Source organism: Nocardia gipuzkoensis, from assembly GCF_021183645.1.
Taxonomy (GTDB): Bacteria; Actinomycetota; Actinomycetes; order Mycobacteriales; family Mycobacteriaceae; genus Nocardia; species Nocardia abscessus.
The window spans coordinates 1,440,638-1,466,803 of the sequence record NZ_CP089225.1 but is presented as its reverse complement, the minus strand read 5'-3'; the positions used below and the strand labels follow the sequence as shown (position 1 = coordinate 1,466,803).

Here is a 26,166-nt window from a genome sequence, read left to right as displayed (position 1 = left end):
TCGAAGGGGCGAACGGTGCAGGTGATCGACAACGTCAAGGCCGGGATCGAACGCCGGGTTCAGGCGCAGCCGTGGTTGGACCATCTGGTCCGGACGGGAGCGCGCTACCAGCGGCAACGGGGCGACCACTACGCGGCGGGCATCACGTATTTCACTGTGCTGTCGCTGTTTCCGCTGCTGATGATCGCTTTCTCGGTCGCGGGCGTGGTCTTGTCCAACAATCCGGAGCTGCTCGAGGAGTTACAGGCCAAGATCGTCGAGAACATCCCGGGCTCGTTCGGCACCCAGTTGAACGACCTGGTCGATCAGGCGGTCGAGTCGCGGAGCACGGTGGGTGTTCTGGGTCTGGTCACCGGCGTGTACAGCGGGCTGGGCTGGATGTCCAACCTGCGGGCGGCGCTCACCGAGCAGTGGGAGCAGAAGTCTCCGGACGGCAATTGGCTGATGACCAAACTGTCCGATCTGGGGGCGCTGGTCGGTCTCGGTCTCGCCTTCACGGTCTCGCTGGGTTTGTCGGCGGTGGCCTCGAGCTCCCTCGGCAGGCGGCTGCTCGAGAGCCTCGGTCTCGGCGATGCGCCCGGGGCCGGGGTGCTGCTGTGGCTGCTGTCGACCTCGCTCGGGTTTCTCGCCTCCTGGGCGGTGTTCGCGTGGGTCATCGCGAGGTTGCCCCGGGAACCGGTGACGCTGGCCAGCGCCGTCAAGGCGGCTGCCCTGGCCGCGGTGGTGTTCGAGGTGTTCAAGATCGTCGCGCAGATCTATCTGCGATCGGTGCTGAGCAGCCCGGCGGGCGCAACCTTCGGCTCGATCATCGGCCTCATGGTGTTCAGTTACGTCACCTACCGCATCGTCCTGTTCGCCACCGCCTGGGCCGCCACCGCGGCGGAGAACGAGCCGGAAGCGGAGATTCCCGCACCCGGACCGGCGGTGATCGCCCCGCGGGTCAGCGCACGCGACATCTCGGTGGGCGTGGGCGCGGCCTACTTCGGCGCGGGCGCGCTTGCGGCCCTTGCGCTTTCCGGTTTACGCAAGTTGCCCGGCCGTCGTTGACCTGTTCGCTGGTTCGAGCTCCTCGTTCGCCGGTTCGGTCAGCGCCGCCGGTTCGCCTGCCGTGCTCCCAGCAGCAGTACGGCGACCAAGAGGACGCCGCCGATGATCAGCGTGGTTCTGGCGCCGGTGCGACGATCTTCGGCCGGCGGCATAGCGGAGGGGTCGCTGCCCGGCACCGAAGGCGTGGCCCGGTCGCTTCCCGGCGCGGGCGGCGCGGCCAGGGTGACCGCGCTCTGGTCGCGCTGGGGTAGTACCGCACCGGGCAGGTTGCCGATCGAGGCGCTGCGGGGCAGCGCGAATCCGTAGTCGAGCAGCCGGGCGGCCTGGGCCCATGGCCGCAGCGGCTGCACCTCGGCCTGGAGCAAGGTGACGGCGAGCCTGCGGCCGTCGCGCTGCGCGGCGGCGACGAAGGTCTGGCGCGCGTCGTCGGTGAAGCCGGTCTTGCCGCCGAGGGCCCCGGTGTAGTTGTAGAGCAGCTGGTTGTCGTTGCCGATCGGGTAGCCGGGTCGGTCGGTGTCACCCGGGACGGCCGGGTCGGCGGGATAGCCGGGGAAGTCGACCTGCTCGGTGCGGATCAGTTCGGCGAACAGCGGAATGGTCATGGCTTCGCGAAACAGCACGGCGAGGTCGTAGGCCGATGTGCTCATGCCGGGGCCGTCCAGACCGGAAGGGCTGGCCGCGCGAGTATCCATGGCGCGCAACGACTTCGCCAGTTCGTTCATCTTCGCGACGGTCGCGGCGTCGCCGCCGAGTTGCGCGGCGAGGGCATGCGCCGCGTCGTTGCCCGAGGCCATGATCAGCGCCTGCATCAGCTGCCGGTTCGTGTAGCGGCCGCCGGGACCGATGCCGACCCGGGTGCCGTCGACGTCCGCGTCGGCCTGCGTGCCGATGACCGTCTTGTCGAGATTCAACGATCGCAGTGCCAGCGTGGCCAGCAGCACTTTGATCGTGCTGGCGGGCCGGTAGCGCCCGTGCGGGTCCTTCGCCGCCAGCACCTCGCCGGTGTCCAGATCCGCCACCAGCCAGGCCGTCGCCGAGATGTCCTGCGGCGCGGGTGGCGCGGCCTTGGGTAGCACGATGCCGCACTCGCCGAGGCGGGCTCCGCCGATCGGCGGGGAGGGGACCGGCAGCGGCGCCGGGGTGGGCTGTCCGGGCGCGGGCACCTCGGAGGCGTCGATCGGCGCGGGCGGCGACGTCTTCTGGGGGCAGGCGTCGGTGTTCGGGGTGGTGAACGGCGTGGTGGTGCTCGGCACGGCCAGGGACGGCACGGCCGTCGCTCCGATCGCGGCGACGGCCAGCACGGCGCCCGCGCAGAGCAAGGCACGGCGAGTGATCTTCATCGCCGATGAGCCTAGCGAGCGATCCGGTGATCGGCCGCACACGCTGGTGTATGCGAGCGCAGTATTGACAGTAACAATCAAATGGGAGTTACTATCAAAAAGTTGTAGATACCATTTTCGGGGAGGTTCCAGTGCAGAACGACTCGACCCGCCGCTGGCTGGCGCTCGGCGCTCTGGCGGCGGCGATGCTGACCATCGGGCTCGATGTCACGGTGCTGACCGTGGCGCTGCCCACGCTCGCGGTGGACCTGCACGCGAATACCGCCGCGCTGCAATGGTTCAGCAGCGCCTACACGCTGGCCCTGGCCGCGGTGATGCTGCCGGCGGGCGCGCTCGGCGACCGTTACGGCCGCAAGAAGTTCCTGCTCGCCGCCCTGATGCTGTTCGGCGTCGCCTCCGTCGCATGCGCCCTGGCCACCTCGCCCGGTGAGCTCATCGCGGCGCGCGTGGTGCTCGGAGTCGCGGCGGCGGCCATGATGCCGCTGTCGATGTCGGTGCTGCCCGCGATGTTCCCGGAACCGGCCGATCTCCAGCGGGCGCTCACCATCTGGATCACCTCCACCGCGATCGGTCTTCCGCTGGGCCCGATCGTGGGCGGCTGGTTGCTGCGCAACTTCTGGTGGGGTTCGGTGTTCCTGATCAACGTGCCGATGGTCGTGATCGGCGCGCTCGCAGTCGCGGTGCTGGTACCGGAATCGCGCAGCGCGCACCGCTTCCGGATCGATCTGCCCGGTGTCGTGCTGTCGGCCGTCGGCATGCTCGGACTGACGTACGGCTTCATCCGGATCGGCGAGGAAGGCTGGGGCGACGGCCCCGCCTGGGCGACTGTCGCGGCCGGTGTGCTGCTGTTCGGCGCGTTCCTGGCCTGGCAGCGCAGGACCACGCATCCGCTGGTCGATCTAGGACTGTTCGCCGCCGACGGGTTCCGCTGGGGCACCGCGTTTTCGATTGTGGTGAACTTCGCCATGTTCGGCATGTTCTTCACCGTTCCGCAGTACTTCCAGGCGGTACTCGGCGTGGACGCGCTCGGCAGCGGCCTGCGGTTGCTTCCGCTGATCGGCGGCATCCTGGTCGGCAGCAGGCTGGTCGACAAGGTGCTGCCGAAAATGGGCATCCGCGGGGTGATCACCGCAGGATTCACCCTTCTGGCCGGTGCCCTCGTCCTCGGCGCGCTGACCACCGTGGACAGCGGTTACGGCTTCACCGCGCTGTGGCTGACGCTGCTCGGCGCCGGGATGGGGCTGGTGATGCCCGCCGCGATGGGCATGGCGATGGGGGAACTCGACGCGGAGCGTTCCGGCTCCGGCTCCGCGCTGCTGCAGGCGCTGCGTCAGGCCGGCGGCACCATCGGCGTCGCGGTGCTGGGCACTGTGCTGGCCACCCGGTACCGGTCGGAGCTCGGCGCGCTGAACCGCGAACCGATCGCCGACGGCGTCAACGCGGGCGTCGCGACGGCGCGCGACCTGGGTGATCAGTCGATGCTGCACCAGGTGCAGGTCGCCTTCCTGGGCGGCATGAGCGCGATGCTCTGGGCCTGCGCCGCGCTGTGCCTGCTGGCGGCGGTGCTCACGGCGACATTGGTTCGCGCGCGGCGACCCGGCCAGGTGCGCGAGCCGGGTGCGGCAGAATCGATCCATGTCGGTTGAGCTACCCGCGAACGGGACGGCGCAGGGTCTGCGCGAGCGGAAGAAGGAACGGACCCGCCGGACGATTCGCCTCGAGGCTTTCCGGCTGTTCCGTGAGCAGGGGTACAACGAGACGACCGTGGAGCAGATCGCCGCGTCCGCCGAGGTCTCGCCCAGCACCTTCTTCCGCTATTTCCCGACCAAGGAACAGCTGGTGCTCGCCGACGACCTCGATCCGCTGATGATCGAGGCGTTGCAACGCCAGCCGCGCGAGGTCTCGCCGTGGACCGCCTTCCGCAACGCCGTGCTCGAGGTCTTCAGCGGTCTGCCCGCCGCCGAACTCGCGTTCGAGCAGGAGCGGCAGGCGCTGCTCTATCACGTGCCGGAGCTGCGGTCGGCCATCGGCTTGGAGATCATCCGCAGCATCGACCTCATCGCAAGCCTATTGGCCGAGCATGTCGGCCGGTCGGCCGATGATTTCGAGGTGCGGGTGGCGGCGGGCGCGATGGCAGGCGCGGCCCTGGCCATGGCGACGATGACGCCGTTGAATGTCGAGAACATCACCCGCACATTGGATTTCCTGGGCGCGGGCATGCCGCTGAGGCCGGAGCCGCCATCCTGAAGGTCTCGTTCCGCCACGCCCGGCCGGGGTGATACGGACCTAGTGCGTCCCGGCGGCGCTGGCTTGCCGGAACCTATCGGGAGTGTCGTCGTCCATGGTCGCGAAGAAGCCGCCGATCACGTCCTCGATCTCGGCGATCGAGTCCGCGCAGTAGAGAATCGGCTGGTAATGGGTGATGTCGTAGGTCGCGGTCCCCATCTGGGCGATGTCGAGCGGACGCAACTCGGCGTGCCGGAATTCCTCGATCTCGCCGTAGGACGACAGCAGACCCGCTCCGTAGCAACGGACTTCGCCGCGTTCCCGGACGACGCCGAACTCCATCGAGAACCAGAAGACGTCGGCCAAGAACTTCAGCGCGCGGTCGGTGCTCAGCCGCGCTACCGCCGCGCCGACCGTCGTGTAGATGGCGGCGAAGCGCGGGCTGGCGATCTGGTTGGCGTGCCCGATGATCTCGTGGATGGCGTCCGGTTCCGGGGTGTACAGCGGCGCGGAATGATGCCGGATGTACTGCGTGGAGTGGAAGATCCGGTCGGCGAAGGAGCCGAAGAACTCCCGGAGCGGCACCAGGCCCGCGGCCGGGGCGTAGCGGAATCCGGTCAGCGGCGCCAGCGCCGCCGATACCTCGTCCAGTTGTGGAATGTGATCGGTGGGCAACGACAGGGCCTCGGCGGCCGCGAGGACCTCCGCGCTGGCATATTCGCGACGCTTGCGCGCGAGTTCGGCCGACACGATTCGCCACACCTGCTGCTCCTCGTCGGTGTAGGCGATCCGGGGGAGCGGCTTTCCCGGTGCGTAGTCCAGCGCCAACGCGGCGATCGCGTTGCGCCGGGCCCGGTAGTCCGGGTCGTGCACGCCGGGGTGCTCGTCGCTCAGGTGCACGGTCACGTCGCCGTCGCCGGTGCGGGTCACCGGCGAGTACAACTGCGCCTCGCTGAACATATCTCGATGCAAGCACCGCTCGAACCCGGCGACAACAAAAGCCCGTCCAGCTGAGCAATCTGCCTAGCTGGACGGGCCATCCTGCGTGATCACGGCAGTAGATATCCCGAATCGCGCGCCCTGCTGATCAGTGCGCGCCGTGCAGCGAGTGCACCACCGCGTGGCCTTTGCCGCGCCCGATCAGCCACTTGTTGACCGGCGTGGTCACCACGAACGCCACCGCGAAGGCGAAGGCCAGGGTGGCCCAGAACAGCACGGTGTCCAGGTGGGCGTCCATCGCGCCGGGGACGGCCAGGATCACGGCGTTGTCCACGATCTCCATGACCGTGATGGACACCGTGTCGGCGGCCAGCGCGGTGCTGACGGCGGCGGCCAGCGGCAGGCCCGCCCGCAGCACGCCGCGCATGGTGAACGCGTAGCCGAACAGGAACGCCAGCACGATGGCCAGCGCCATCGTCGAGGCGTTGTTCCAGCCCAGCGCGGTGCCGATCACCATGCCGAGGATCTCGCCGATGGCGCAGCCGGTGAGGCAGTGCAGCGTCGCCATGGCCGCCATACGCCAGGTAGCCGAGGAATGGTGCGCGGTGTGCTGCCCGGCGCTGATCGCCGGGTGGGCGGTAGGCGAGGGGTGCTCGCCTGAGAGGTCGTGCCTGTGCTCCATGGCTGGAACTATACCCCCGTAGGGTATTTATGCAAGTCCGAGTTCGCGATTTGCCGGACATGAGCGGGCGCTATGCCGCAAGATGGCGAAAGTACGAAGGAGGGCGCATGAAATCCGTGCGGATCGATCTCGACCAGAATTTGCTCGCCGCGGCGGCCGCCATCATGGGCACGGCGACCAGCGACGCCACCATCAACGAGGCCCTGCGCCGGATCGTCGTGCACGAGCGCCAGCTGCACAATTTGGAAAGGCTCGCCGCGAACGCGTTCGCCGGACTACCGGACGTCGCGATGGCAGACCGCTAGGCGGCTCGCGGGCACTGCTCGACGCCTCCGGTCGGACGGGGCTATCGGGGAGCGGTGGGCCGTTGCTCATCGAGTGCGCGCAGCCAGACCTCTTCGAACTCCTGAGCATCGATCTGGAGAGCGGTGAACTCGGTCTCGGCATTCAGCTCGTCCGGCGTCGGAACCGGAATCTGCCCGAGTTCGGTCGTGCCGGTGCCGCGGCCGGTCTCGGCCCAGTCGCTGTGCCCGTCGCGGAACATCTCGACCTTGCGCACCTCGAAGCCGTCGTCGCCGATCTCGCTGAACAGCTCGACCGGCTCGTCGTCGAAGTCGTGGTGCCATTGCGCCTTCAGGTACCACATCGTCCATCAACTCCCCAGTTCGCGACCGACTCGGAGACCGAACGCCACATCAGCCAGCATATGGGTCGACGTCCAGTGGGTGTGGGGATGAAGTCCGGTGGGCGGGTGGACCGCGACTCGATGGGCGTGGACTGTCGGTGGCCACTGGCAGAATCCCGGGCACTGTTGGCGTGAGGCGAGGGGTGGGAGTCATGGCGGTCTCTCTTGTCGACGTGCCCGTGGCGCAGCGGCCGCGCGAGCGGTTGCTGGCGCTCGGGCCGCACGCGCTGAGCGACGCGGAGTTACTGGCTCTGCTGTTGCGGCAGGGCAGGCGCGGGGCGAGCGCGCTGGATCTAGCGGTGGAACTGCTGGTCGAGCACGGTGGGCTCGCCGGGCTGGCGTCGGCGCGCCCGGAGGAGTTGTCCCGCCGAGCAGGCGTCGGCGTCGCGAAGGCCGCCGCGATCATCGCCGCGTTCCACCTCGGCGCGCGAGCACGCGGCAGGCCGGACACCGCGATTCGGCTGAGCAGCCCGGCCGACGTGGCCGCCGCGGCCCGCCCCCACTTCGCCGGCGCCCGCGTCGAGCGCCTGCTCGTGCTGGTCTGCGACGCGCAGAACCGCCTGCGCCAAAAGGTTTTCGTCGCCGAAGGCGCCATCGACCAAGTCGCCGTCCCGGTCCGCGAAATCCTGAACACCGTCCTCCGCCACGACGGCCGAGCCTTCGCCATCGTCCACAACCACCCCTCCGGCGACCCCACGCCCAGCCCCGACGACCGCCGCACCACCACCCTCCTCACCGAAGCCGCCCGAACCGTGGGTCTCCGCTTCCTCGACCACGTGGTGATCGCCGGTGAGAGGTGGGCCAGCGCTCCGGCTATCCGGTGAACTGTGTGAAGCTTTCGTGCTCAGCGCCCTTCGGTCCAGAATCGCTGGATACGGGCGATCGCTTCCTCCTTGGTCATCACGGCGATGTCGTCCTCGGCGAGACCCACTCGATGAATCAGAAGGTGAACTAGGTCTAGAGGAAGGGATGCTTTAGGCGGCTGGGGGCGACCGCGATTCGGCAATACAGTGTTCAGGACGCACTCCCAGAACGAATCCTCGGTGACGTCCAGTTGGTCTCGCAGAATATGCGACCACAGGGATGCGCCGTAACCTGTGCGGTCGACGGGATGTGAGATACGTGTGCGCAAGATCCTGCCGTCCGGCAGATCCAGTTCGTACGTGACATGGTGCGTCCCAGTGCGGCCCCGTGCATCCCGTATCCGCTCCCACCCCTCGATCTCGCAGAACTGTTCGTGCCGTTTGCGAGTCGGCTGCGGCCAGGTCATCCGGCGGCTCCGACCAGCCATTCACGGAGTTGATCGTCATCGCTGAGGCCTATCAGCTGAATCAGGCCCCAGTTCTCCCGGTGGTTCGGCGCATCCCGCAGTCTGGTTTGCCAGTCGTCGGCGTATTCGCGCAGTGCGGTGATCGTCTCGTCGAGGGCCTCATCGAGCGTGGCGCCGTCGGCAGCCACAGGCAGGCCCGGTAGAAACACCGACCATCCGGCGTTTTCGGCAACCACTTCTGCGCCGGACGGGCATACCTTCGCAAGCATGTAGCGGAGCCGCTCGGCATCGACGACCGCGGCGTACTCGGTGTCGCGCCGTACCGTCGCAACACGTCCTCGTACCGCCGCATCCAGCAGTTCTTTTAGATGGGCTCGTGCGTCCGTGTAGCTGTCATAGTGCACGGTTGACATCAGTTACCTCCCGATCGCTGGATCAATGGTCTCGCGCATTCGTAAGTACGTCAAGTACGCGATGTACTTGCCGATCGCGGCAACCGGGCTGGGGCAGGAAAGGCGAAGGCCGCCTTCCTCGGATGAGATAGGCGGCCTTCGTTTCGGCTGGGCCGAGAGGTCAGCGGGTGAAGAGCAGTGCTCGCTTGACTTCTTGGATGGCCTTGGTGACCTCGATGCCGCGGGGGCAGGCGTCGGTGCAGTTGAAGGTGGTGCGGCAGCGCCAGACGCCTTCGACGTCGTTGAGGATGTCGAGGCGTTCGCGGGCGGCTTCGTCGCGGCTGTCGAAGATGAAGCGGTGGGCGTTCACGATCGCGGCCGGGCCGAAGTAGCTGCCGTCGCTCCAGTACACGGGGCAGGAGGTGGTGCAGCAGGCGCACAGGATGCACTTGGTGGTGTCGTCGAACCGGGCGCGGTCGGCCTGGCTCTGGATGCGCTCGCGGGTGGGCTCGTTACCCGTGGTGATCAGGTACGGCTTCACCGCGCGGAACGCGTCGAAGAACGGCTCCATGTTCACCACGAGGTCCTTCTCCACGGGCAGGCCGCGGATCGGCTCGACGGTGACCGTGATCGACTTGCCGCCCTTGGGCAGCATGTCCTTCATCAGCACCTTGCAGGCCAGCCGGTTTGGTTGCTGATCTCGGCTTCCTGTCGGTGAATCCGCGTAATCTTGCTGCCACAAGGAGCGAAGTACTCTGCGCCAGAGACGGTCTGGCGCGGTAGAGACTGCACGAGGAGGCAGGGTGGATCCCCTCATCAAGGGGCTTTTCAAGGAATTTCGCGAGACGCAGGAACTGCTTGACATGCGCGAATCCGATGCATTCGAGTTATTCGTCGCGACGCTGCTACTGCGTGACGACCTGCTGGATCAGATCGACATGACTGATTTGCTACTTGATCCCGGTACAATCGGCATTGATCTTGCTCTCCTTGAGGTCAATGGTGAGCTTGTTGCTGGTCCAACTGAAGTATCCGCCGTATGCGACAGCAAACGCAGTCTTGAAGTCACTTTGACTCTGATGCAAGTCAAAACATCGACGAGTGTAAATACATCGGAAATCCTCAACTTCGGTGATGCAATCAAAAAGGTTCTTTCCAATGAGGTCCCAGCGCAGCATCCGAAACTATCAGCAATCTCCGAGGCGCTATTTGCGATCTATGACGGCTATGCTTCAAGGCTTAAGGATCGGCCGCGAGTAAATCTTGCTTACGTTACAACAGCTAATGACGACGCCCTTTCTGACAGTATGGTGCAGGACAGGGTTGCAACAGTGCAGAAAGAAGTTCGCAGCCTGAGTTACGTGGGCGAATTGGTATTCGAAGTATACGGCGCGGCCAGTATGTATGAAGCATCTAGGAGAAAGCTGCACGCCAACGAATCGGATATTGTGCTGGAGAAGGCGGTCAACCTACCGCAGATGCCTGGAATCAACCAGGCGATCCTCGGTGTCATCTCGGTAAGGGAGCTTCTAAAGCTTATTGAGAATGAGAACGGGTCGCTTAATGAGCGGGTCTTTTATGACAACGTGCGCGGATTCAAAGGCGAGGAAAATGCGGTTAACCAGCAGATCATTGAGACACTTGGTTCGCCGTCGAGGTCACTTCTGCCCGTGCTCAACAATGGCGTGACAGTTGTCGCTAGGTCGTACGCTCCCAAGCCTGGTGATGCCGTCTCGCTTACTGGCTACCAAGTTGTGAACGGGTGTCAGACGAGCCATTGCATATTTCTTGCAAAGGAGCAGTTGGCCGCAGTCGCGGATTCGGTTTTTGTACCCATGAGGCTTGTGGTGACCGACGACGAAGATGTTGCGACTCGGATAATTCGGGCTACGAATTCGCAAACTGCAGTAAATGACAGCGACCTCATTGCTCTAACAAAATTTCAGAAGCGATTGGAGGATTTCTACTCGCAGGATCCGATGAACGCCGGACTTACCTACGAAAGACGTGCTGGTCAGTTCTATTATCGCGACGTCACCCGCACCAGGATTGTCACGATCAGTGAGCAGATGCGGGCCGTTGCTGCGACATTTCTTGATCTTCCGCATCTGGCTGCCAGGTACCCCGCGCATTTGTACGCCGAAGTTGGCGACTCGATTTTCGATGACAGTCATCGTTTGGCTCCTTACCTCGCTTCCGCCTTCGCCGCGTACCGGTTAGAGACTGCCTTCAGAACAACTTTGGAGCCGGAATTCAAGCCAATCCGATATCATATATTGACTGCTTACAAGTATGATTTGTTTGGCGGAAATTCTGCGAGTTTGAATAAGCGATCGATTGACGATCAAAGTCAGCAGATCGTGGATACGCTACGCCAACCCGACTATGTGGCGATTTTTCGCGAGACTGCCCACAAGATCATTCGCTCGGCGGGTGGTCAGCTGCCCACTGCTGATCGCCTGAAGCGTCAGCCCTTCACGCAGGAGATGATTAGTCACTTCATGCGGGATCGCTAGACGTTGTTGCATAGTCACCTGCCAAGCATCGAGGTGTATGTGCAAGTCAGCGAAGGCATCCCTTGAACTCAGTAGAAGGCATTCGGTTATCGGCTAGGAAGGGGCATCAGCGGGTGGACAGAAGCGCTCGGTTGACTTCTTGGATGGCCTTGGCCGACTCGTTTGCCTCGCTTGTCCTTTGGCAAACGAGTCAGCCCACCGAAGTTCCTGGATGTCGGCGAAGAGTCGGAAGGTCGGCCATGTCGTGACGTCGTAGCCGCCGTAGGCGTGCGCGAAAGACAGGTAGTCAGCTTCGGAGACTCTACGCGGTAACAAGTCATGGGTGTGTTGCCTGTGGATGGTCGTCTGCGTATACGGTCGAACCGTGGCCCGGACGCAGTGGACAATCCACGATGAGCACGTCGTGGACGAGAATCGCCATATCAAGTTGTCGACCGTCGATGTCGAGCTACCCGACGGAGTGAAGTTCACCCAGTATGTGGCACGTATGCCGAGGTGCGCGATGACGTTGGTGCTCAATGAAAGACGCGAGGCACTACTCATGTACCGCCACCGCTTCATCATCGACCGCTGGGTGTGGGAACTACCGGGTGGCTATGTGGATCATGCCGAGAACGTCGCCGCCGCTGCGGCGCGGGAGGTTGAAGAAGAGACGGGTTGGCGTCCACGGTCAATGGAACGGCTGGTTACTTATCAGCCTGCGATCGGCACCTTGGATCAGCCGCAGGACGTTTACCTTGCCCGCGGTGCCGACCTGACCGACACTGAACCCGATGTCAACGAGGCCGAGGACGTTCGATGGATTCCGCTCGAGGAAGCGGCCGCGATGATTGATCGCGGCGAGATCGTCGGCGCAGCGACAGTGGTGGCGGTGTACCGGGCGCTCAGTCTGCCCGCCTAGCGATCGAGAGCACCTGCTGTCGGAATTTGCTGACTTCCGGGAGCGTGGCGTACGGCGCGAGTCGATGGCGAAGGTCTCGAAGGTATGCGAGCGTCCGCTGTGATTCCAGGCTGTGGGCAATCTCAAGGGCCTCGGTGCCGACTCTTACCGCTTCTCGGGGGTCGTCATCGGCGCGGGCAGATGCCAGAAGGCACAGGTTGAGCGCCCGCCCACGGACGTAGCCGTCCGACATGTTCAATGACCGTTCGGCGAAATGTGCTGTGCGAGCCGTGTCACCGAGATCGCGGAAGCAGTGTGCGGTCTTGGCGGACAGATAGGCATCATCGAAGTACTCCAGCCAGGGAGGACGTGAACTATCAGCGCGGGCGAAGGCTCGTTCCGCCGCATTGAGGGAACCGGCGCACGAGGAACTGTCTGCGCGCGCTGCGTGACCATGTGCCTCGATCACGTGGCATTCGGACTCCAGAGCCGCCAGTCCAGCGGTGCGCGCCGAGATACGCGCTGCCCGAGCGAGATCGATCGCGTCGCCCGGTCGGCCGACGTAGATGGCTTGATGACTCATCGCGGCGAGGATCTCAGCGCCGAGTCCGGCGTCTCCTGCGGCGCGGGACATCCGTAATGCTTGGATCAGATAGCGCTGTGCGAGGCCGTGCTCTTCCAAGTCATACGCGGCCCACCCGGCGAGCTTGGTGAGTTCAGCAGTGGTAGCGAACAACTGACGCCCGATCGGTTCGGTGTAGCTGCCACGCAGTAATGGCGCCACCGAACTGTGGAGATATTGAACGATAGTCGAGCGAACCTTGCCGCCACCGACACGATTGTCCAAGTCGCGGAAAGCGGCGTTCATCTTTCGCACTGCGTCGATATCGGACTGGCCGATTCGGCGAAGACCCGAGCAAGAAATCGGATGTTCCGGCGCGGGCATGGTCAGCCAGCGCATCGACGCGGCCGGATAGACCGCCGCGGCGTAAGACGCTCCTATCAAGAAACGTCGTCGCTCCACATCGCTCCTCCATAGCGCAGTCGCGGCAGCTGTTGCCTCCGACAGGCTCAACGAAAATTCCAATCCGAGGTCGGCAGTGCTCGGCCCGCCGGGCATTCCACAGTCGGACGGGATTACACGACGGCCGACTACTTCGGTCAGTACTTCGGCGACCAGTTCCGGCCCAGGCGGCTTCGGCTGCTCACCGGCCAGCCACCGACTTACTGCGGTGTGGTCGTAGCGAAGTTCGACTCCGACCGCGCTTCCGTGCTCGACTACGCGGCGCGCGAGACCTTTCCGACTCAGACCGGCTTCCTCCAGCAGTTCCGCGAGGTGCCTGTTCGGCTGCTTGGGTTGACGTCCCATGTACGGGAGTGTGGCACGGACAACAGCGCGGACGCCATGATCACGCCCGCATTCACACACCCGTTGCACACACCTGCCCGAGTTGCGCGTCTTACCGATGACGGCATGTGCACGGTCTCCTGAAACTGTCCGGCGCCGTTGGGCTTTGTCCACGTCGCACCATAGTGCCCCAAACACTCGAGGTCAGTCATGCACCCATTTGTCGCAATCTTGGTCGTCACGATGCTCGCGGCTGCCGCCGCTTTTTGTCTGGGTTTGCGTTATCTCGAACGCGAGGATGAACCCTCTGCTGCAACGGAACGAACCACGGACGTCTTTCCTCGTGTCTCCGTTGTGGAAGCGCACCGGATCATGCAGCAGTACCGCGAATGCCCCGCCGAAACCTGTGACATCAAACGGCTTGCCTACTGGACTCTGGTGGACGCCGGACACATCACGCCGTCGGTGCGGGCGGAACGGGTCACCCGATGACCATTACCTCGGCCGACGTCGAACAGTGGCGCTATTTCCATCGCAACTGTTTCGTGGAGGGCGCTTTTCGTTCCCTCGACCAGGCTAGATTCGTCCTCAACACGCATTCCGGGCACGGCCCGAGCTGCCTGCAATACCTCGCCGCATCGGCGTACAGCAGCGGCTTGGCGGACGAGGCGCTGGCATGACCCGCATCGGTTGGTTGCGTTGGGATGACGGGACCTGGGCTGCGGTCGACGAGTACGGAATCCCACATCTGATCGGTGTCGACGACTCGGAAGCTGTCGACGATTGCGACGTAACAGCGGATTACCTGCCACCTCGAGTGCTAGCAGAAGACGAATGCCGACAGTTTCCGGCAAACGAGTGTCCGTGATAAATGCAGTCCGCTTCAGGAATCACGAAGGCCGCCTTCATCGGGTGATGAAGGCGGCCTTCGGGTTCGGTGCCGAGAGGTCAGCGGGTGAAGAGCAGTGCTCGCTTGACTTCTTGGATGGCCTTGGTGACCTCGATGCCGCGGGGGCAGGCGTCGGTGCAGTTGAAGGTGGTGCGGCAGCGCCAGACGCCTTCGACGTCGTTGAGGATGTCGAGGCGTTCGCGGGCGGCTTCGTCGCGGCTGTCGAAGATGAAGCGGTGGGCGTTCACGATCGCGGCCGGGCCGAAGTAGCTGCCGTCGCTCCAGTACACGGGGCAGGAGGTGGTGCAGCAGGCGCACAGGATGCACTTGGTGGTGTCGTCGAACCGGGCGCGGTCGGCCTGGCTCTGGATGCGTTCGCGGGTGGGCTCGTTACCCGTGGTGATCAGGTACGGCTTCACCGCGCGGAACGCGTCGAAGAACGGCTCCATGTTCACCACGAGGTCCTTCTCCACGGGCAGGCCGCGGATCGGCTCGACGGTGACCGTGATCGACTTGCCGCCCTTGGGCAGCATGTCCTTCATCAGCACCTTGCAGGCCAGCCGGTTGACGCCGTTGATCCGCATGGCATCGGACCCGCAGACGCCGTGCGCGCAGGAACGGCGGAAGGTGAGCGTGCCGTCCAGGTAGGACTTGATGTAGATCAGCACGTTCAGGAAGCGGTCGGTCGACAGGACCGGCACCTGGAAGGACTCCCAGTGCGCGCCCTTGTCGTCCTCCGGGTTGAACCGGGCCACCTTGACGGTGATCATCACCGAGCCCTCGGGGACCGGAGCGGGCTTCTGCGAAGAGGGTGCTTCGGCAACAGCAGTCATCAGTACTTACGCTCCATCGGCTCGTAACGGGTCTGCACCACCGGCTTGAAGTCCAGGCGGATGTCCGAGAGGAGATCCGAGCCCTCCTTGTAGGCCATTGTGTGCCGCATGAAGTTCACGTCGTCGCGGTCCGGGTAGTCCTCGCGAGCGTGGCCGCCGCGCGATTCCTTGCGGTTGAGCGCGCCGACCACGGTGACCTCGGCCAGCTCGAGCAGGAAGCCGAGTTCGACGGCCTCGAGCAGGTCGCTGTTGTAGCGCTGGCCCTTGTCCTGCACGGTGATCCGCGCGTAGCGCTCCTTGAGCGCGTGGATGTCGGTGAGCGCCTGCTTGAGCGTGTCCTCGGTGCGGAACACCGAGGCGTTGTTGTCCATCGAGCGCTGCAGCTCGGTGCGGATGTCGGCCACCCGCTCGTCGCCGTGCTCGCTCAGCAACTGGGCCAGCCAGTCCTGCACCATCTGCGCCGGGTTCTCCGGCAGCTCGACGAACTCGCTGCGCTGCGCGTACTCCGCGGCGGCGATGCCGGCCCGGCGGCCGAACACGTTGATGTCCAGCAGCGAGTTGGTGCCCAGACGGTTGGCGCCGTGCACCGAGACGCACGCGCACTCGCCCGCGGCGTAGAGGCCGGGGACGACGTCGCTGTTGTTGCGCAGCACCTCGCCGCGGATGCGCGTCGGGATGCCGCCCATCACGTAGTGACAGGTCGGGAACACCGGCACCAGCTCCTTCACCGGGTCCACACCCAGGTAGGTGCGGGAGAACTCGGTGATGTCGGGCAGCTTCTCCTCGAGCACGTCCTCGCCGAGGTGGGTCACGTCGATGTAGACGTAGTCCTTGTTCGGTCCCGCGCCACGGCCCTCCAGCACCTCCAGCACCATCGAGCGGGCGACGATGTCGCGCGGCGCGAGGTCCTTGATGGTGGGGGCGTAGCGCTCCATGAACCGCTCGCCGTCGGCGTTGCGCAGGATGCCGCCCTCGCCGCGGACGGCCTCGGAGATGAGGATGCCCAGGCCGGCCAGGCCCGTCGGGTGGAACTGGTGGAACTCCATGTCCTCCAGCGGCAGGCCCTTGCGGAACACGATCGCCATGCCGTCGCCGGTCAGCGTGTGCGCGTTCGAGGTGGTCTTGTACATCCGGCCCGAGCCGCCCGTGGCGAACACGATCGACTTGGCGTGGAAGACGTGCAGTTCACCGGTGGCCAGCTCGTAGGCGACCACGCCGGTGGCGACCGGACCGCGCTCGGTCTCGGTGAGCACCAGGTCGAGCACGTAGAACTCGTTGAAGAACTCCACGTCGTGCTTGACGCAGTTCTGGTACAGCGTCTGCAGGATCATGTGGCCGGTGCGGTCGGCGGCATAGCACGCGCGCCGGACCGGGGCCTTGCCGTGATCGCGGGTGTGGCCGCCGAAGCGCCGCTGGTCGATCTTGCCCTCGGGCGTCCGGTTGAACGGCAGACCCATCTTCTCCAGATCGAGCACCGCGTCGATGGCCTCTTTGGCCATGATCTCCGCGGCGTCCTGGTCGACCAGGTAGTCACCACCCTTGACCGTGTCGAAGGTGTGCCATTCCCAGTTGTCCTCTTCGACGTTGGCCAGCGCGGCGCACATGCCGCCCTGGGCCGCGCCGGTGTGGCTGCGGGTCGGGTACAGCTTGGTCAGGACCGCCGTCCGAGCACGCGGGCCGGCCTCGATCGCGGCGCGCATGCCCGCGCCACCCGCGCCGACGATGACGACGTCGTAGCGGTGCTCCTGGACAGGACGAGATCCACCAGTCCCGATGATTCGTTCGCTGCGCTCACTCATGCGAGGGGGCCTGTTCCTAACTGATGTTGGGGTCGAAGGTGAAGATGACGTAGGTGCCCACGCCCATGATCAGGATCATCGAGATGGCCAGCAGGGTCTTGAGCCAGAACCGGGTCGAGTCCTTGCGGGAGTAGTCGTCGATGACGGTGCGCAGGCCGTTGCCGCCGTGCAACTGCGCCAGCCACAGCATGCTCAGGTCCCAGAACTGCCAGAACGGGCTGGACCAGCGACCGGCGACGAAGGCGAAGTTGAGTCGCTTCACACCGCCGTCGAGCAGCAGCATGATCGTCATGTGGCCGAGCACCAGCACGATCAGCAGCAGGCCGGAGAAGCGCATGAACAGCCAGGCGTACTTCTCGAAGTTGTTGCTCGAGCGCGCGCGCGGCGAGCGGGGCAGATCCAGACTGGCCGGCCGGTCGTAGGACTTACCGAGAACAGGTGCGCTCATTATCAGTGCTCCGTGAACAGGTAGAAGAACTGGCGTCCGATCGCCGGAACGGCCAGCAGGAACCAGATCGCAAGGATGATCCAGAGCATCAGGCGCTGGTACTTCGGTCCCTTGGACCAGAAGTCCACCAGGATCACGCGGACGCCGTTGAGCGCGTGGAACAGCACGACGACGACCAAGCCCATCTCCATCAACGCCACCAGCGGCGTCTTGTAGGTCTCGATCGCCTCGTTGTAGGTGTCCGGGCTCACGCGCACCAGGGCGGTATCCAGCACGTGGACGAAGAGGAAGAAGAAGATGGTGACGCCGGTGATCCGGTGCAGCGCCCACGACCACATTCCGGGGTCGCCTCGGTACAGCGTCTTCCGCTTCGGCTGGGCCGGAGCTTCAATCGTGGTCATAGAGTGCGATGCCTCCAACGTCGTTGATGGACCCCGGTTGCAGGTCCGACGCCGACGGCGTTGGGGGCGAATGCCCAGGTGGCTGTACTCCGGCCCGTCGCAGGGGAAACCTGAACCGATCTGTTCTGGACTCTAATCCCCCGGCAATCCCGGAACTAATTCGGCGTACCGTGCGTTGCGCGACATCCAATCGGGTTAGGCTTACCTTTCTTGATGTGTGCGGGGTTGCGTCGTGGCCCTCGCGCGGCCGTGATCGGGTCGGTCCGAGAGAGGTTCCCTATGGCGGAAATCGACTGGAAATTGTTGCGCGACAACGCATTTCAAGTCATGCAGCATGCCTATGCGCCGTACTCGCGGTTTCCGGTCGGCGCCGCTGCTCTCAGTGCCGATGGCCGAATTGTGAGCGGTTGCAATGTGGAGAATGTCTCATATGGATTGGGCCTGTGTGCCGAATGTGTACTCATCGGTAACTTGATTTCGGGGGGTGGAGGGCGTCTCACGGCGGTCTCCGTGGCCGATTCTCGCGGCGAAATCCTGATGCCCTGCGGTCGCTGCAGACAGTTGCTCTACGAGCACGGCGGGGCCGATCTGCTCGTCGATCACAAGGCGGGAGCGGTGCCGTTGCGCACCCTGCTGCCGGACGCGTTCGGCCCGGACGACTTGGACGCGGGACAGCTGTAGCCGGTGCTCTCGGCATCGCCGAGGCGGTTGCATCCCATCGGCGAGAACCCGGGTCTGCGCCGGCTCGTGCCAAACTGGCGACCGTGACGGCACTGGACGCGGTTTCGATCATCACCACCAAGCGCGATGGCGGGGAACTGTCGGATGCGCAGATCGACTGGGTGGTCGACGCGTTCACCCGCGGTGTGGTGGCCGACGAGCAGATGTCCGCGCTGGCCATGGCGATTGTCTGGCGGGGGATGACCCGGCGTGAGACGGCCAGATGGACCGCCGCGATGATCGCCTCCGGACGGCGGATGGACCTCAACGACCTGCCACGCCCGACTGTGGACAAGCACTCGACCGGCGGCGTCGGCGACAAGATCACGCTGCCGCTGGCGCCGCTGGTCGCAGCGTGCGGCGCGGCGGTGCCGCAATTGTCCGGGCGCGGCCTCGGTCACACCGGTGGCACCCTGGACAAGCTGGAGTCCATCCCCGGCTGGCAGGCGGACGTGCCGGTGTCGCGGATGCGGGACCTGCTGACCGACCCTGCCATCGGTGCGGTGATCTGCGCGGCAGGAGCCGACCTCGCACCCGCGGACCGGCGGCTCTACGCCCTGCGCGACGTGACCGGCACGGTCGAATCGATCCCGCTGATCGCCAGCTCGATCATGAGCAAGAAGATCGCCGAGGGCACCGCTGCGCTGCTGCTCGACGTCAAGGTCGGCTCCGGCGCGTTCCTGAAGACCTTGGACGGGGCGCGGGAGTTGGCGACGGCGATGGTCGAACTCGGCAGCGACGCGGGCGTGCGGACGGTGGCGCTGCTCACCGCCATGGACGTCCCGCTCGGCCGGACGGCGGGCAACGCTCTGGAAGTCGCGGAATCGGTGGAGGTGCTCGCGGGCGGCGGGCCCGCCGACGTCGTCGAGCTGACAGTCGCCTTGGCCCGCGAGATGGTCGCGCTGGCCGGCCTCGATGCCGACCCCGCCGAGGCGCTGGCCGACGGCCGGGCGATGGACCACTGGCGCGCGATGGTCCGCGCCCAGGGCGGCGACCCGGACGCGCCACTGCCCACCGCGAAACACACCGAGACCGTGCGCGCCGACGCCGACGGCGTGCTGACCCGGCTCGACGCGCTGGGTGTCGGCATCGCCGCCTGGCGCCTGGGCGCGGGCCGCGCACGTCAGGGTGATCCGGTGCAGTTCGGCGCGGGCATCGAGATGCACGCCAAACCGGGCGACGCGGTGACCGCGGGGCAGCCGTTGCTCACCATGCACACCGACACCCCCGACGCCTTCACCGGCGCGGCGGCGGCCCTGCGCGATGCCGTCACCATCGAAACCGACGCCTCGCTCACCTCCGCCCCACTGATCCTCGACCGAATCGTCTCCTGATCCTCCGGCGATCAAGGGGCGAGGACAGCGGCCCCGCCCGGCCGAGCCGTCCCTAACCGGGCTCCCCGCGTATGCGGTCGCACCCACACAGCTCCTCGCGAATCGGCAAATGGGCGGGCGAAGGCAATCCGCGTCGGCGCTCGGGGGATGAATTCTCGGTCCGGTGGCTTGAAACTCCTCCCGGTTCACGGCTGGTGTCGCGGTGAGGCGGCGGCACTCGTCGCTACACCGGGCGATCCTGCCGGATCGTGTGGCGAAGGTCCGGGCGGTGTCCCGCGGTGTACCGGCCCGCATCCGGCGGGCAACGAGATGGTTGCCACGGCCGGACTCGGCTGCCGTTTCGGCGCGGTGCGGCTACCGTCGATACATGACTGGACCGATGCCTCTGACTCTCGCCTCGATCCGCCAAGCGCCGAAGGCACTGCTGCACGATCACCTCGACGGTGGCCTGCGGCCCGCGACGGTGCTCGAACTCGCCGCGCACAGCGGCTACGACGACCTACCCGCCACCGACGAGGCGGCGCTGGCGGCCTGGTTCCGCGACGCGGCCGACAGCGGATCGCTGGAACGGTACCTGGAGACCTTCGCCCACACCGTCGCCGTGATGCAGACCCCGGAGGGCCTGCGCCGCGTCGCCCGCGAATGCGCCGAGGACCTCGCCGCCGACGGCGTCGTGTACGCGGAAGTGCGTTTCGCCCCCGAACAGCACTTGGAGCGCGGACTGACGCTGGACGAGGTGATCGAGCACACGTTGGCCGGATTCCGCGAGGGCGAGGCGGCCGCCGCGGAGCAGGGCCACCCCATCGTGGTGACCTGCCTGCTCACCGCGATGCGGCACGCGGCGCGCTCGCGGGAGATCGCGGAACTGACGGTGCGCTTCCGCGATCGCGGGGTGGGCGGCTTCGACATCGCGGGCGCGGAGGCCGGTTACCCGCCGAGCAGGCACCTCGACGCGTTCGAGTACATGCGCGCGAACAGTGCGCACTTCACCATCCACGCGGGTGAGGCGTTCGGCCTGCCGTCCATCCACGAGGCCCTCGCGTTCTGCGGGTGCGACCGGCTCGGTCACGGCGTGCGGATCACCGACGACATCAGCGTGCCCGGCGCGGTCGAGGACGCACAGCTCGGCCTGGTCGCCAACTATGTCCGGGACATGCGCATTCCGCTGGAACTGTGTCCGTCGTCGAACGTGCAGACCGGCGCCGTGCCGTCGCTGGACAAGCATCCGTTCGACCTGCTGGCCCGGCTGCGCTTCCGCGTCACGGTCAATACCGACAACCGGCTGATGAGCGACACCAGCATGAGCCAGGAGATGCTCAAGCTGGTCGAGACGTTCGGTTACGGCTGGAGTGACCTGGAGCGGTTCACCATCAACGCCATGAAGTCGGCGTTCATCCCGTTCCCCGAGCGGCTGCGGATCATCGACGACATCATCAAGCCCGGATACGCGGTGCTCATCGGGTAGGGGAAACCGTCCTCACGATCGGTTGCCGGGTGCGGCATCGAAGGAACCGCCGGGCCCATCGTGCCGTAAAGGTGCGAATCGGCGATGCGGCCTTGTAGGCGCCCGGCAACCGGTTCGCTAGCGTGACGAACATGGCGACCTTGCGTATTCCCCGCCGTTTCAACGGACCGCCCGACTCCGGCAACGGCGGCTATGTGGCCGGTCTGCTCGCCGAGCAGCGCGACGAGGCGACGGCGACCGTGATCCTGCGCAGCCCCCCGCCGCTGGAGACGCCGCTCGACGTGCGCGAGGACCGGCTGTACGACCGCGACACGCTGATCGCCGAGTCGAAGAGCGGCGGACTCGAGCGGGACGCGCCGCACGCTGTTCCGTTCGCCGACGCGGTAGCGGCCTCGCGCGGCTACACGAGCATCGAGATGTTCGCATCCTGCTTCGTCTGCGGCAGCGGGCGGGCCGACGGGCTGCGCATCGAACCCGGTCGAGTGGACGAGGCCCGGGTAGCCGCGCCGTGGGTTCCCGACGAGACCGTCCCGCTGGGGCCGCCCCTGCTGTGGGCCGCGATGGACTGCCCCGGCGGCTGGTCGCTGCCCGGCATGCTGGAACGTCCCGCCCTGCTCGGCTCGATGACCGCCACCGTGCGCGATGTGCCCCAGGTCGGTGAGCGCTGCGTCGTCGTGGGCGAGTTCCACGGCGAGCAGGGCCGCAAATGCTGGGCCTCCACCGCGGTCTACGGCGCCGACGAACGCCTGCTCGGGCAGGCCGAGCAGGTCTGGATCCGGCTGAGGTGACTACTGCTTGTCGAGCCGGGACTCCAGGTTGCGTTCCAGCTCGCGCCAGGCCTGGGCCTCGGCGGCGAACGGCGGGTTCGGCGCCAACCGGGTGGGGTCGGGGTTCAGCAGGTAGGAGACGTACCAGCCCAGCGGGGTGGATTGCGCCAATGCCTGCTCGACCGTGTCGTCGTCGGCGTAGTCGGCGGCGTCGGTGAACAACTCGACCGCCAAGTCGAGCTGTTCGATGTCGACCGCCTCCGGGCCTTCGGCCAAGTCCTCGGCCAGACCGGGCAGCACGTAGACGTTCTCGTCGGTGACCTCGACCTCGAGTGAGCCGTCCACCGCCGCGGTCTGCACGTCGGCGAACGTGCTCACGCGGGCCAGATCGTGCTCGTGGTCGTCGGCGAGGTAGCGGGCCAGCGCGCGCTCGGAGGAGAACACCGTGATCGCGCCCTTGGTGCCGAGGAAGATCGGTTCGTCGTCGAGGTAACAGCGCAGCGTGAAGACGCTGCCCTCGGACGTGATGATCTTGACCGGGTCGATGCCGACCTCGTGCCAGAACGACTCGTCCTCGTCCTCGTCGTCTTCTGCTTCGAGGTCGACGGGCTCGAACTCCTCGTCCTCGTCGCTGTCGGCCGCGTCGTCGGCGTCTACGACGTTCTCCTCGGCGGCCAGCAGTTCGGCCTCGGCGACCGCGACCGCCTCGGCGTCGACCTCGGGCGTCTGCACGACGGAGTCGATGGCGTCCAGCACATCGTCCCAGCCCTTGGCGATGGCGGCGCCGATCTGGTCCCACAGTTCCTCGCCGTCGCGACCGACGAACGCGCTCACACCGCCGGGCAGCGCGCCGAGCACCGGATGGGAACCGAAGAACTTGGTCACCGTCTCGAGTTCGCACACCTCGCCGATGTTGCGCACCATGCCGAGGGTGTCCTCCAGCTCGGCGACGGTGTCCACGTCCGGATCGCCGGCCGCTAGCTCCGGCACGGCGACCAGATCGAAGGAGAAATTCTCCTCCGGCTCCAGTTCGACCGCCGAGAGACCCGCGACAACCTTCCACGCCGGATGGTCGATGAGGTCGTTGTCGGTGTTGGTACGGATGAACGCGGCCAGCTCCGCCACGGACTCGAAACCGTAGAGGGCGTCCTCGTGACCGAGGAACGCCTCCCACTCGTCGTCACCGTCTCGCCAGCGCGGTGCCCACAAGGTGACGAGATCGCCGTCGGTCAGGCCGAGCTCGATCGGGACGATGTCTCCAGAAGCCATGTGCGGAAGCCTATCGACCTTCCGCGTCAGGCACTATCCGGCCCGCCCCCATTCGCTCCCGCGGGCGGCTGTCCGGCCGGGACGAATGACTCGTTCAGTGTCGCAACGACCTTGGACCGCTGCGCGCCGGCGTCCTCGGCGGCCTGCCTGCACGCCCACACGATCAGCTGCCCGACCTCGGCCGGCGGCAGCGACGTGACCGATTCCGCCAGGTTGAGGCCGACCAGTGCGCCGTCGCTGTTCACCTCGACGCTCACCGCGCCGTCCTCGGAGGTGAAACGCCCGCGCACCTGCTTCAACCCGTACAGCGCGGCTTCCAGCGCCTCCAGTTTCTGGGTAGCCGACGCCACCAGGGCGTCCATTTCCGCGCTCATACCGGCCTCATCCAGCTCGTCGGTCCCGTGTCCGCGTCATCGATCCGGTCCAGTTCGTCCACCGCCTGCTGACGGGTGGGCAGGCCGAGCCGGTCGAGGATGTCCGAGGGCATGCCCGCCTCGGCGAGCAGTTCGCGCCGCCGCGCCCTGGCCGCGATGGCGGAGCGCTGGGTGAGCCGCAGGATCTCGTTCGCGAGCGACTGTGCGCCGTAACGGTATTCGCTGCGCTCGAACTTGATCTCCACCGGCATACCCTGATCGGTCGCGCGGACCGAGATGGTGCCCGACCGATTGCTGCTGGCCGCGACCGTGACATTGGGGACCTGGGGTGGGGTCATGCCGTCGGCCTGTAGAAACCGTAGAAGTCCATGCCTGAGTTCTCCGTTCGAATCGAGCTGATCTGGACCGGGTCACCCGCCTCGACAAGCTGGCCGTTGCCGATCACCATGGCCACGTGGCCGTCCCAGATCGCGAGGTCGCCGGGCATCAGATCACCGGCCGACACCGGTGTGGCTCCGTTACCCTGCTCGGCCGCGAGCCGGGGCAGGTCTACGCCCGCCTCGCCGTAGGCGTACTTGGTGAGCCCACTGCAGTCCAATCCCGCACCCGGGCTGTTGCCGCCCCAGACGTAGGGCGTGCCGACGGCGCCGATCGCCGACCGCACCGCCGTGGCGGCCTGCTCGTTGGGCGCCTCCACGACGCTGCCGTCGGGCAGCGTGATCTTCACGCCCTTGCCGTCGTCGGCCGTCCCCGACGAACCGCTGTCCGGCCTGGGCGTACCCGACGTGTCGGGTGTGCCGCGGGAACTGCGCGAGGACTGCGACTGCAGCGGTGTGGCCATCACGGTGCTCAGCAACGAACCCGCGCTGCCCAGCGCGCCGGATGCGGTGGACACCACCTGCTGCACACCGGCAGCGGGCACACCGGCGAGCGACGGCGTGGTGGGCGGCGGGGTCAGGTCGTTCATCGACGCGGTGTGCGTCTGCAATTCGTTCTGGACCCGGCCGACGACATTGAGCGCCTGGTTGAGATGGTCGATCGCCGAGCCGACGAGCACCGTCAGCCCCTCCGGCGTCGCCAGGACCGGGCCCATGCTCGCCGCGGTGTTCACAAAGGACTGCGCGATGTCGGTGAGATCCTTCTGACCCGTCTCGACCTCGCCCGCGGCCTGGTTCACGACCGTGGCCATCTCGTTGCCGCGATCGGAGATGGTGGCCGCCGATGTCTGCACGCGCAGCGCCTTGGCGGTGGCCGCGTCGGCGGCGCGGCCGTCCCACGCGGCGTTCATTCCGTTGATGCTGTCGCGGCCCATCTGATGGATCTGGTCGACGACGGCCGAGGTGCTGCGTAGCGCGTCGGTGGGGCCGCCCGCGGGCAGCACGCCGCTGCCGAAGCTGGCGAGCAGGTCGAGGATGGGTTGTGCCAGCGCGTTGACGTCGATCACAGGCTCACTCCAGCTCGCCGGCCGCGTTCTGCAGCGCGCTGGCGTGGGCGGCGTCGGTCTCGGTGAGAACCGTGGCCGCGCCGGTGGCCGCGCCGCCCATACTGGTCAGCACCGCCGACAGCTGGCCGATCGCCGCGACGTGGCCCGCGTGCGCCGCGGTATAGGCGGCCATGAAGTCACCGCCGATCAGCCCCATGATCGGACCGAGCAACGCGGGCTCCGCCGCCGCGGCGCTCGCTCCCGCCGTCGCCATCTCACCCGCCATGACGTGGGCGGTCGCGCCGTAGGCCGCAATGCCCTCGGTGTCCGCCGACATCTTTCGCATCAGAGCTTCCCCCATCTGTCGTTCCCAGGCAGAGTACGTCATCCACTTGGTTCGACGCGCGCGGTTCCGGTTCGGTTCCGCCGCTTCGCAAAAAAGTCCGGTGGCGTTCGGCGGCGCGCTCGCGACCGACCTTATCGTTCCCTCATGCGCACCCACACCGTGGACCATCCACTCGTCGCCGCCCTGCTCACCACGATGCGAGACGAGCGAACGGCGAATCCGGCTTTCCGTGCCGCACTGCGTGATCTGACCGGGATCCTGATCTACGAGGCGCTGCGCGACGCGGAGGTCGAGCGTTTCGAGATCCGCACGCCGGTCGCCCCCACCGAAGGCGTCCGGCTGGCCCGGCCGCCGCTGCTGGTGCCGGTGCTGCGCGCCGGGCTCGGCATGGTCGACGCGGCCGCCGAGTTGATCCCGGACGCCAGGATCGGATTCGTCGGCCTGGCCCGCGACGAGGACAGCCACCTGCCGGTGCCGTACATGGAGTCGCTGCCCGCCGATCTCGCCGGGCTGCCGGTCTTCGTGCTCGACCCGATGCTGGCCACGGGCGGCTCGATGCGGCACACCCTCGAGCTGCTCGCGGCGCGCGGAGCCACCGACATCACCGCGGTCTGCGTCGTCGCGGCTCCGGAAGGCGTTGCGGCACTGGCCGACTCGGGACTCCCGGTAAGGCTGGTCACGGCCGTCGTCGACGTTGGGCTGAACGAGAATGCCTACATCGTGCCCGGTCTCGGCGATGCGGGCGACCGGCAGTTCGGCCCGCGCTGATCGGC

30 protein-coding genes and 1 pseudogene are annotated in these 26,166 nt (G+C 66.3%); 14 read left to right on the top strand and 17 right to left on the bottom strand.

The window, feature by feature from the left end:
- The first annotated feature begins 15 nt into the window (after positions 1-15).
- Complete coding sequence (gene yhjD, locus LTT66_RS06830) at positions 16-1,047, top strand: inner membrane protein YhjD (protein ID WP_233065269.1); 1,032 nt, start codon at positions 16-18, stop codon at positions 1,045-1,047.
- A 38-nt stretch (positions 1,048-1,085) separates the two neighbouring features.
- On the opposite strand, the gene LTT66_RS06825 is transcribed toward yhjD, so the two are convergent.
- The gene (locus LTT66_RS06825) at positions 1,086-2,387 is read right to left on the bottom strand and encodes a D-alanyl-D-alanine carboxypeptidase family protein (protein WP_233065267.1); all 1,302 of its coding nucleotides are present in this window, start codon (positions 2,385-2,387) and stop codon (positions 1,086-1,088) included.
- Positions 2,388-2,572: 185 nt separating this feature from the next.
- On the opposite strand from LTT66_RS06825, the gene LTT66_RS06820 reads away from it, so the two are divergent.
- Both LTT66_RS06820 and LTT66_RS06815 read left to right on the top strand, forming a co-directional pair.
- The gene (locus LTT66_RS06820; protein WP_233069041.1) at positions 2,573-4,033 is read left to right on the top strand and encodes an MFS transporter; all 1,461 of its coding nucleotides are present in this window, start codon (positions 2,573-2,575) and stop codon (positions 4,031-4,033) included.
- Positions 4,023-4,634 carry an acyl-CoA-like ligand-binding transcription factor gene (locus LTT66_RS06815; protein WP_233065265.1) on the top strand — a complete coding sequence of 204 codons (612 nt, stop codon included), beginning with the start codon at positions 4,023-4,025 and terminating at the stop codon, positions 4,632-4,634. The genes LTT66_RS06820 and LTT66_RS06815 overlap by 11 nt, the downstream gene beginning before the upstream one ends.
- A 39-nt stretch (positions 4,635-4,673) precedes the next feature.
- On the opposite strand, the gene LTT66_RS06810 is transcribed toward LTT66_RS06815, so the two are convergent.
- Positions 4,674-5,573, bottom strand: coding sequence for a phenylalanine 4-monooxygenase (locus LTT66_RS06810; RefSeq protein WP_233065263.1), 900 nt, complete (start codon positions 5,571-5,573; stop codon positions 4,674-4,676).
- Between the two features lie 127 nt (positions 5,574-5,700).
- Positions 5,701-6,234: a DUF4396 domain-containing protein gene (locus LTT66_RS06805; protein ID WP_233065261.1), complete on the bottom strand. Its 534-nt coding sequence runs from the start codon at positions 6,232-6,234 to the stop codon at positions 5,701-5,703.
- Between the two features lie 107 nt (positions 6,235-6,341).
- Between LTT66_RS06805 and LTT66_RS06800 the strand changes: the two genes are divergently transcribed.
- Entirely contained in the window at positions 6,342-6,539 is a 198-nt protein-coding gene (locus LTT66_RS06800; RefSeq protein ID WP_233065259.1) for a type II toxin-antitoxin system VapB family antitoxin, read from the top strand.
- A gap of 41 nt (positions 6,540-6,580) precedes the next feature.
- On the opposite strand, the gene LTT66_RS06795 is transcribed toward LTT66_RS06800, so the two are convergent.
- Positions 6,581-6,880 (bottom strand): DUF6881 domain-containing protein, encoded by a 300-nt coding sequence (locus tag LTT66_RS06795; protein WP_181724695.1) that lies wholly within the window; start codon positions 6,878-6,880, stop codon positions 6,581-6,583.
- A gap of 191 nt (positions 6,881-7,071) precedes the next feature.
- Between LTT66_RS06795 and radC the strand changes: the two genes are divergently transcribed.
- Entirely contained in the window at positions 7,072-7,743 is a 672-nt protein-coding gene (gene radC / locus LTT66_RS06790) for a RadC family protein (protein ID WP_233065257.1), read from the top strand.
- Positions 7,744-7,763: 20 nt separating this feature from the next.
- Here the strand turns inward: radC and LTT66_RS06785 are convergent, their stop codons facing one another.
- The 3 genes and pseudogenes from LTT66_RS06785 to LTT66_RS06775 all read right to left on the bottom strand — a co-directional run.
- A complete protein-coding gene (locus tag LTT66_RS06785; protein ID WP_233065254.1) occupies positions 7,764-8,189 on the bottom strand; it encodes a cytotoxic translational repressor of toxin-antitoxin stability system in 426 nt (141 codons plus the stop codon).
- Positions 8,186-8,602 (bottom strand): prevent-host-death protein, encoded by a 417-nt coding sequence (locus LTT66_RS06780; RefSeq protein ID WP_195034811.1) that lies wholly within the window; start codon positions 8,600-8,602, stop codon positions 8,186-8,188. The genes LTT66_RS06785 and LTT66_RS06780 overlap by 4 nt, the downstream gene beginning before the upstream one ends.
- A gap of 160 nt (positions 8,603-8,762) precedes the next feature.
- Positions 8,763-9,269, bottom strand: a pseudogene (locus tag LTT66_RS06775) (succinate dehydrogenase iron-sulfur subunit); the annotation flags it as partial.
- 115 nt (positions 9,270-9,384) lie between these two features.
- On the opposite strand from LTT66_RS06775, the gene LTT66_RS06770 reads away from it, so the two are divergent.
- On the top strand, positions 9,385-11,097 hold the full coding sequence (locus LTT66_RS06770) for an AIPR family protein (RefSeq protein ID WP_233065251.1): 1,713 nt from the start codon (positions 9,385-9,387) through the stop codon (positions 11,095-11,097).
- A 403-nt stretch (positions 11,098-11,500) separates the two neighbouring features.
- Positions 11,501-11,998 carry an NUDIX domain-containing protein gene (locus tag LTT66_RS06765; RefSeq protein WP_233065248.1) on the top strand — a complete coding sequence of 166 codons (498 nt, stop codon included), beginning with the start codon at positions 11,501-11,503 and terminating at the stop codon, positions 11,996-11,998.
- Here LTT66_RS06765 and LTT66_RS06760 read toward each other — a convergent pair.
- Positions 11,982-13,346 carry a hypothetical protein gene (locus LTT66_RS06760; protein WP_233065245.1) on the bottom strand — a complete coding sequence of 455 codons (1,365 nt, stop codon included), beginning with the start codon at positions 13,344-13,346 and terminating at the stop codon, positions 11,982-11,984. The two genes, LTT66_RS06765 and LTT66_RS06760, sit on opposite strands and share 17 nt — an antisense overlap.
- 210 nt (positions 13,347-13,556) lie before the next feature.
- Here LTT66_RS06760 and LTT66_RS06755 point away from each other — a divergent pair, with 210 nt between their 5' ends.
- Both LTT66_RS06755 and LTT66_RS06750 read left to right on the top strand, forming a co-directional pair.
- Positions 13,557-13,817, top strand: a complete 261-nt coding sequence (locus LTT66_RS06755; protein ID WP_233065243.1) for a hypothetical protein — start codon at positions 13,557-13,559, stop codon at positions 13,815-13,817.
- Positions 13,814-14,005 carry a hypothetical protein gene (locus tag LTT66_RS06750; RefSeq protein WP_233065241.1) on the top strand — a complete coding sequence of 64 codons (192 nt, stop codon included), beginning with the start codon at positions 13,814-13,816 and terminating at the stop codon, positions 14,003-14,005. The genes LTT66_RS06755 and LTT66_RS06750 overlap by 4 nt, the downstream gene beginning before the upstream one ends.
- 268 nt (positions 14,006-14,273) lie before the next feature.
- Here the strand turns inward: LTT66_RS06750 and LTT66_RS06745 are convergent, their stop codons facing one another.
- From LTT66_RS06745 to sdhC, 4 genes are read right to left on the bottom strand one after another with little or no spacing between them, the layout of a single operon-like run.
- Complete coding sequence (locus LTT66_RS06745) at positions 14,274-15,047, bottom strand: succinate dehydrogenase iron-sulfur subunit (RefSeq protein WP_043687867.1); 774 nt, start codon at positions 15,045-15,047, stop codon at positions 14,274-14,276.
- Entirely contained in the window at positions 15,047-16,846 is a 1,800-nt protein-coding gene (gene sdhA, locus LTT66_RS06740; RefSeq protein ID WP_051168563.1) for a succinate dehydrogenase flavoprotein subunit, read from the bottom strand. The genes LTT66_RS06745 and sdhA overlap by 1 nt, the downstream gene beginning before the upstream one ends.
- A gap of 16 nt (positions 16,847-16,862) precedes the next feature.
- A complete protein-coding gene (locus LTT66_RS06735; RefSeq protein ID WP_043687868.1) occupies positions 16,863-17,294 on the bottom strand; it encodes a succinate dehydrogenase hydrophobic membrane anchor subunit in 432 nt (143 codons plus the stop codon).
- 2 nt (positions 17,295-17,296) lie between these two features.
- Positions 17,297-17,695 carry a succinate dehydrogenase, cytochrome b556 subunit gene (gene sdhC, locus LTT66_RS06730; RefSeq protein WP_181725561.1) on the bottom strand — a complete coding sequence of 133 codons (399 nt, stop codon included), beginning with the start codon at positions 17,693-17,695 and terminating at the stop codon, positions 17,297-17,299.
- A gap of 279 nt (positions 17,696-17,974) precedes the next feature.
- Here sdhC and LTT66_RS06725 point away from each other — a divergent pair, with 279 nt between their 5' ends.
- The 4 genes from LTT66_RS06725 to LTT66_RS06710 all read left to right on the top strand — a co-directional run bounded on the left by LTT66_RS06725 (position 17,975) and on the right by LTT66_RS06710 (position 22,002).
- The gene (locus LTT66_RS06725; RefSeq protein WP_233065239.1) at positions 17,975-18,376 is read left to right on the top strand and encodes a cytidine deaminase; all 402 of its coding nucleotides are present in this window, start codon (positions 17,975-17,977) and stop codon (positions 18,374-18,376) included.
- Between the two features lie 83 nt (positions 18,377-18,459).
- Positions 18,460-19,749 (top strand): thymidine phosphorylase, encoded by a 1,290-nt coding sequence (locus tag LTT66_RS06720; RefSeq protein ID WP_233065237.1) that lies wholly within the window; start codon positions 18,460-18,462, stop codon positions 19,747-19,749.
- Positions 19,750-20,116: 367 nt separating this feature from the next.
- Positions 20,117-21,214, top strand: a complete 1,098-nt coding sequence (locus LTT66_RS06715; RefSeq protein WP_233065234.1) for an adenosine deaminase — start codon at positions 20,117-20,119, stop codon at positions 21,212-21,214.
- A 131-nt stretch (positions 21,215-21,345) separates the two neighbouring features.
- The gene (locus LTT66_RS06710) at positions 21,346-22,002 is read left to right on the top strand and encodes a hypothetical protein (RefSeq protein ID WP_181725565.1); all 657 of its coding nucleotides are present in this window, start codon (positions 21,346-21,348) and stop codon (positions 22,000-22,002) included.
- Here the strand turns inward: LTT66_RS06710 and LTT66_RS06705 are convergent, their stop codons facing one another.
- Genes LTT66_RS06705 through LTT66_RS06685 form a run of 5 tightly spaced genes read right to left on the bottom strand, consistent with a single transcriptional unit; the run spans position 22,003 to position 25,393 of the window.
- Positions 22,003-23,250, bottom strand: a complete 1,248-nt coding sequence (locus LTT66_RS06705) for a primosomal protein (RefSeq protein ID WP_233065232.1) — start codon at positions 23,248-23,250, stop codon at positions 22,003-22,005.
- Between the two features lie 26 nt (positions 23,251-23,276).
- Positions 23,277-23,624, bottom strand: a complete 348-nt coding sequence (locus tag LTT66_RS06700) for a YbaB/EbfC family nucleoid-associated protein (RefSeq protein ID WP_043687880.1) — start codon at positions 23,622-23,624, stop codon at positions 23,277-23,279.
- Positions 23,621-23,962: a hypothetical protein gene (locus LTT66_RS06695; protein WP_181725567.1), complete on the bottom strand. Its 342-nt coding sequence runs from the start codon at positions 23,960-23,962 to the stop codon at positions 23,621-23,623. The genes LTT66_RS06700 and LTT66_RS06695 overlap by 4 nt, the downstream gene beginning before the upstream one ends.
- Complete coding sequence (locus LTT66_RS06690) at positions 23,959-25,068, bottom strand: C40 family peptidase (RefSeq protein ID WP_181725568.1); 1,110 nt, start codon at positions 25,066-25,068, stop codon at positions 23,959-23,961. The genes LTT66_RS06695 and LTT66_RS06690 overlap by 4 nt, the downstream gene beginning before the upstream one ends.
- A 4-nt stretch (positions 25,069-25,072) precedes the next feature.
- Positions 25,073-25,393: a type VII secretion target gene (locus LTT66_RS06685; protein WP_181725569.1), complete on the bottom strand. Its 321-nt coding sequence runs from the start codon at positions 25,391-25,393 to the stop codon at positions 25,073-25,075.
- Positions 25,394-25,537: 144 nt separating this feature from the next.
- On the opposite strand from LTT66_RS06685, the gene upp reads away from it, so the two are divergent.
- Positions 25,538-26,161 carry a uracil phosphoribosyltransferase gene (gene upp / locus LTT66_RS06680; protein ID WP_233065229.1) on the top strand — a complete coding sequence of 208 codons (624 nt, stop codon included), beginning with the start codon at positions 25,538-25,540 and terminating at the stop codon, positions 26,159-26,161.
- Positions 26,162-26,166: the final 5 nt, after the last annotated feature.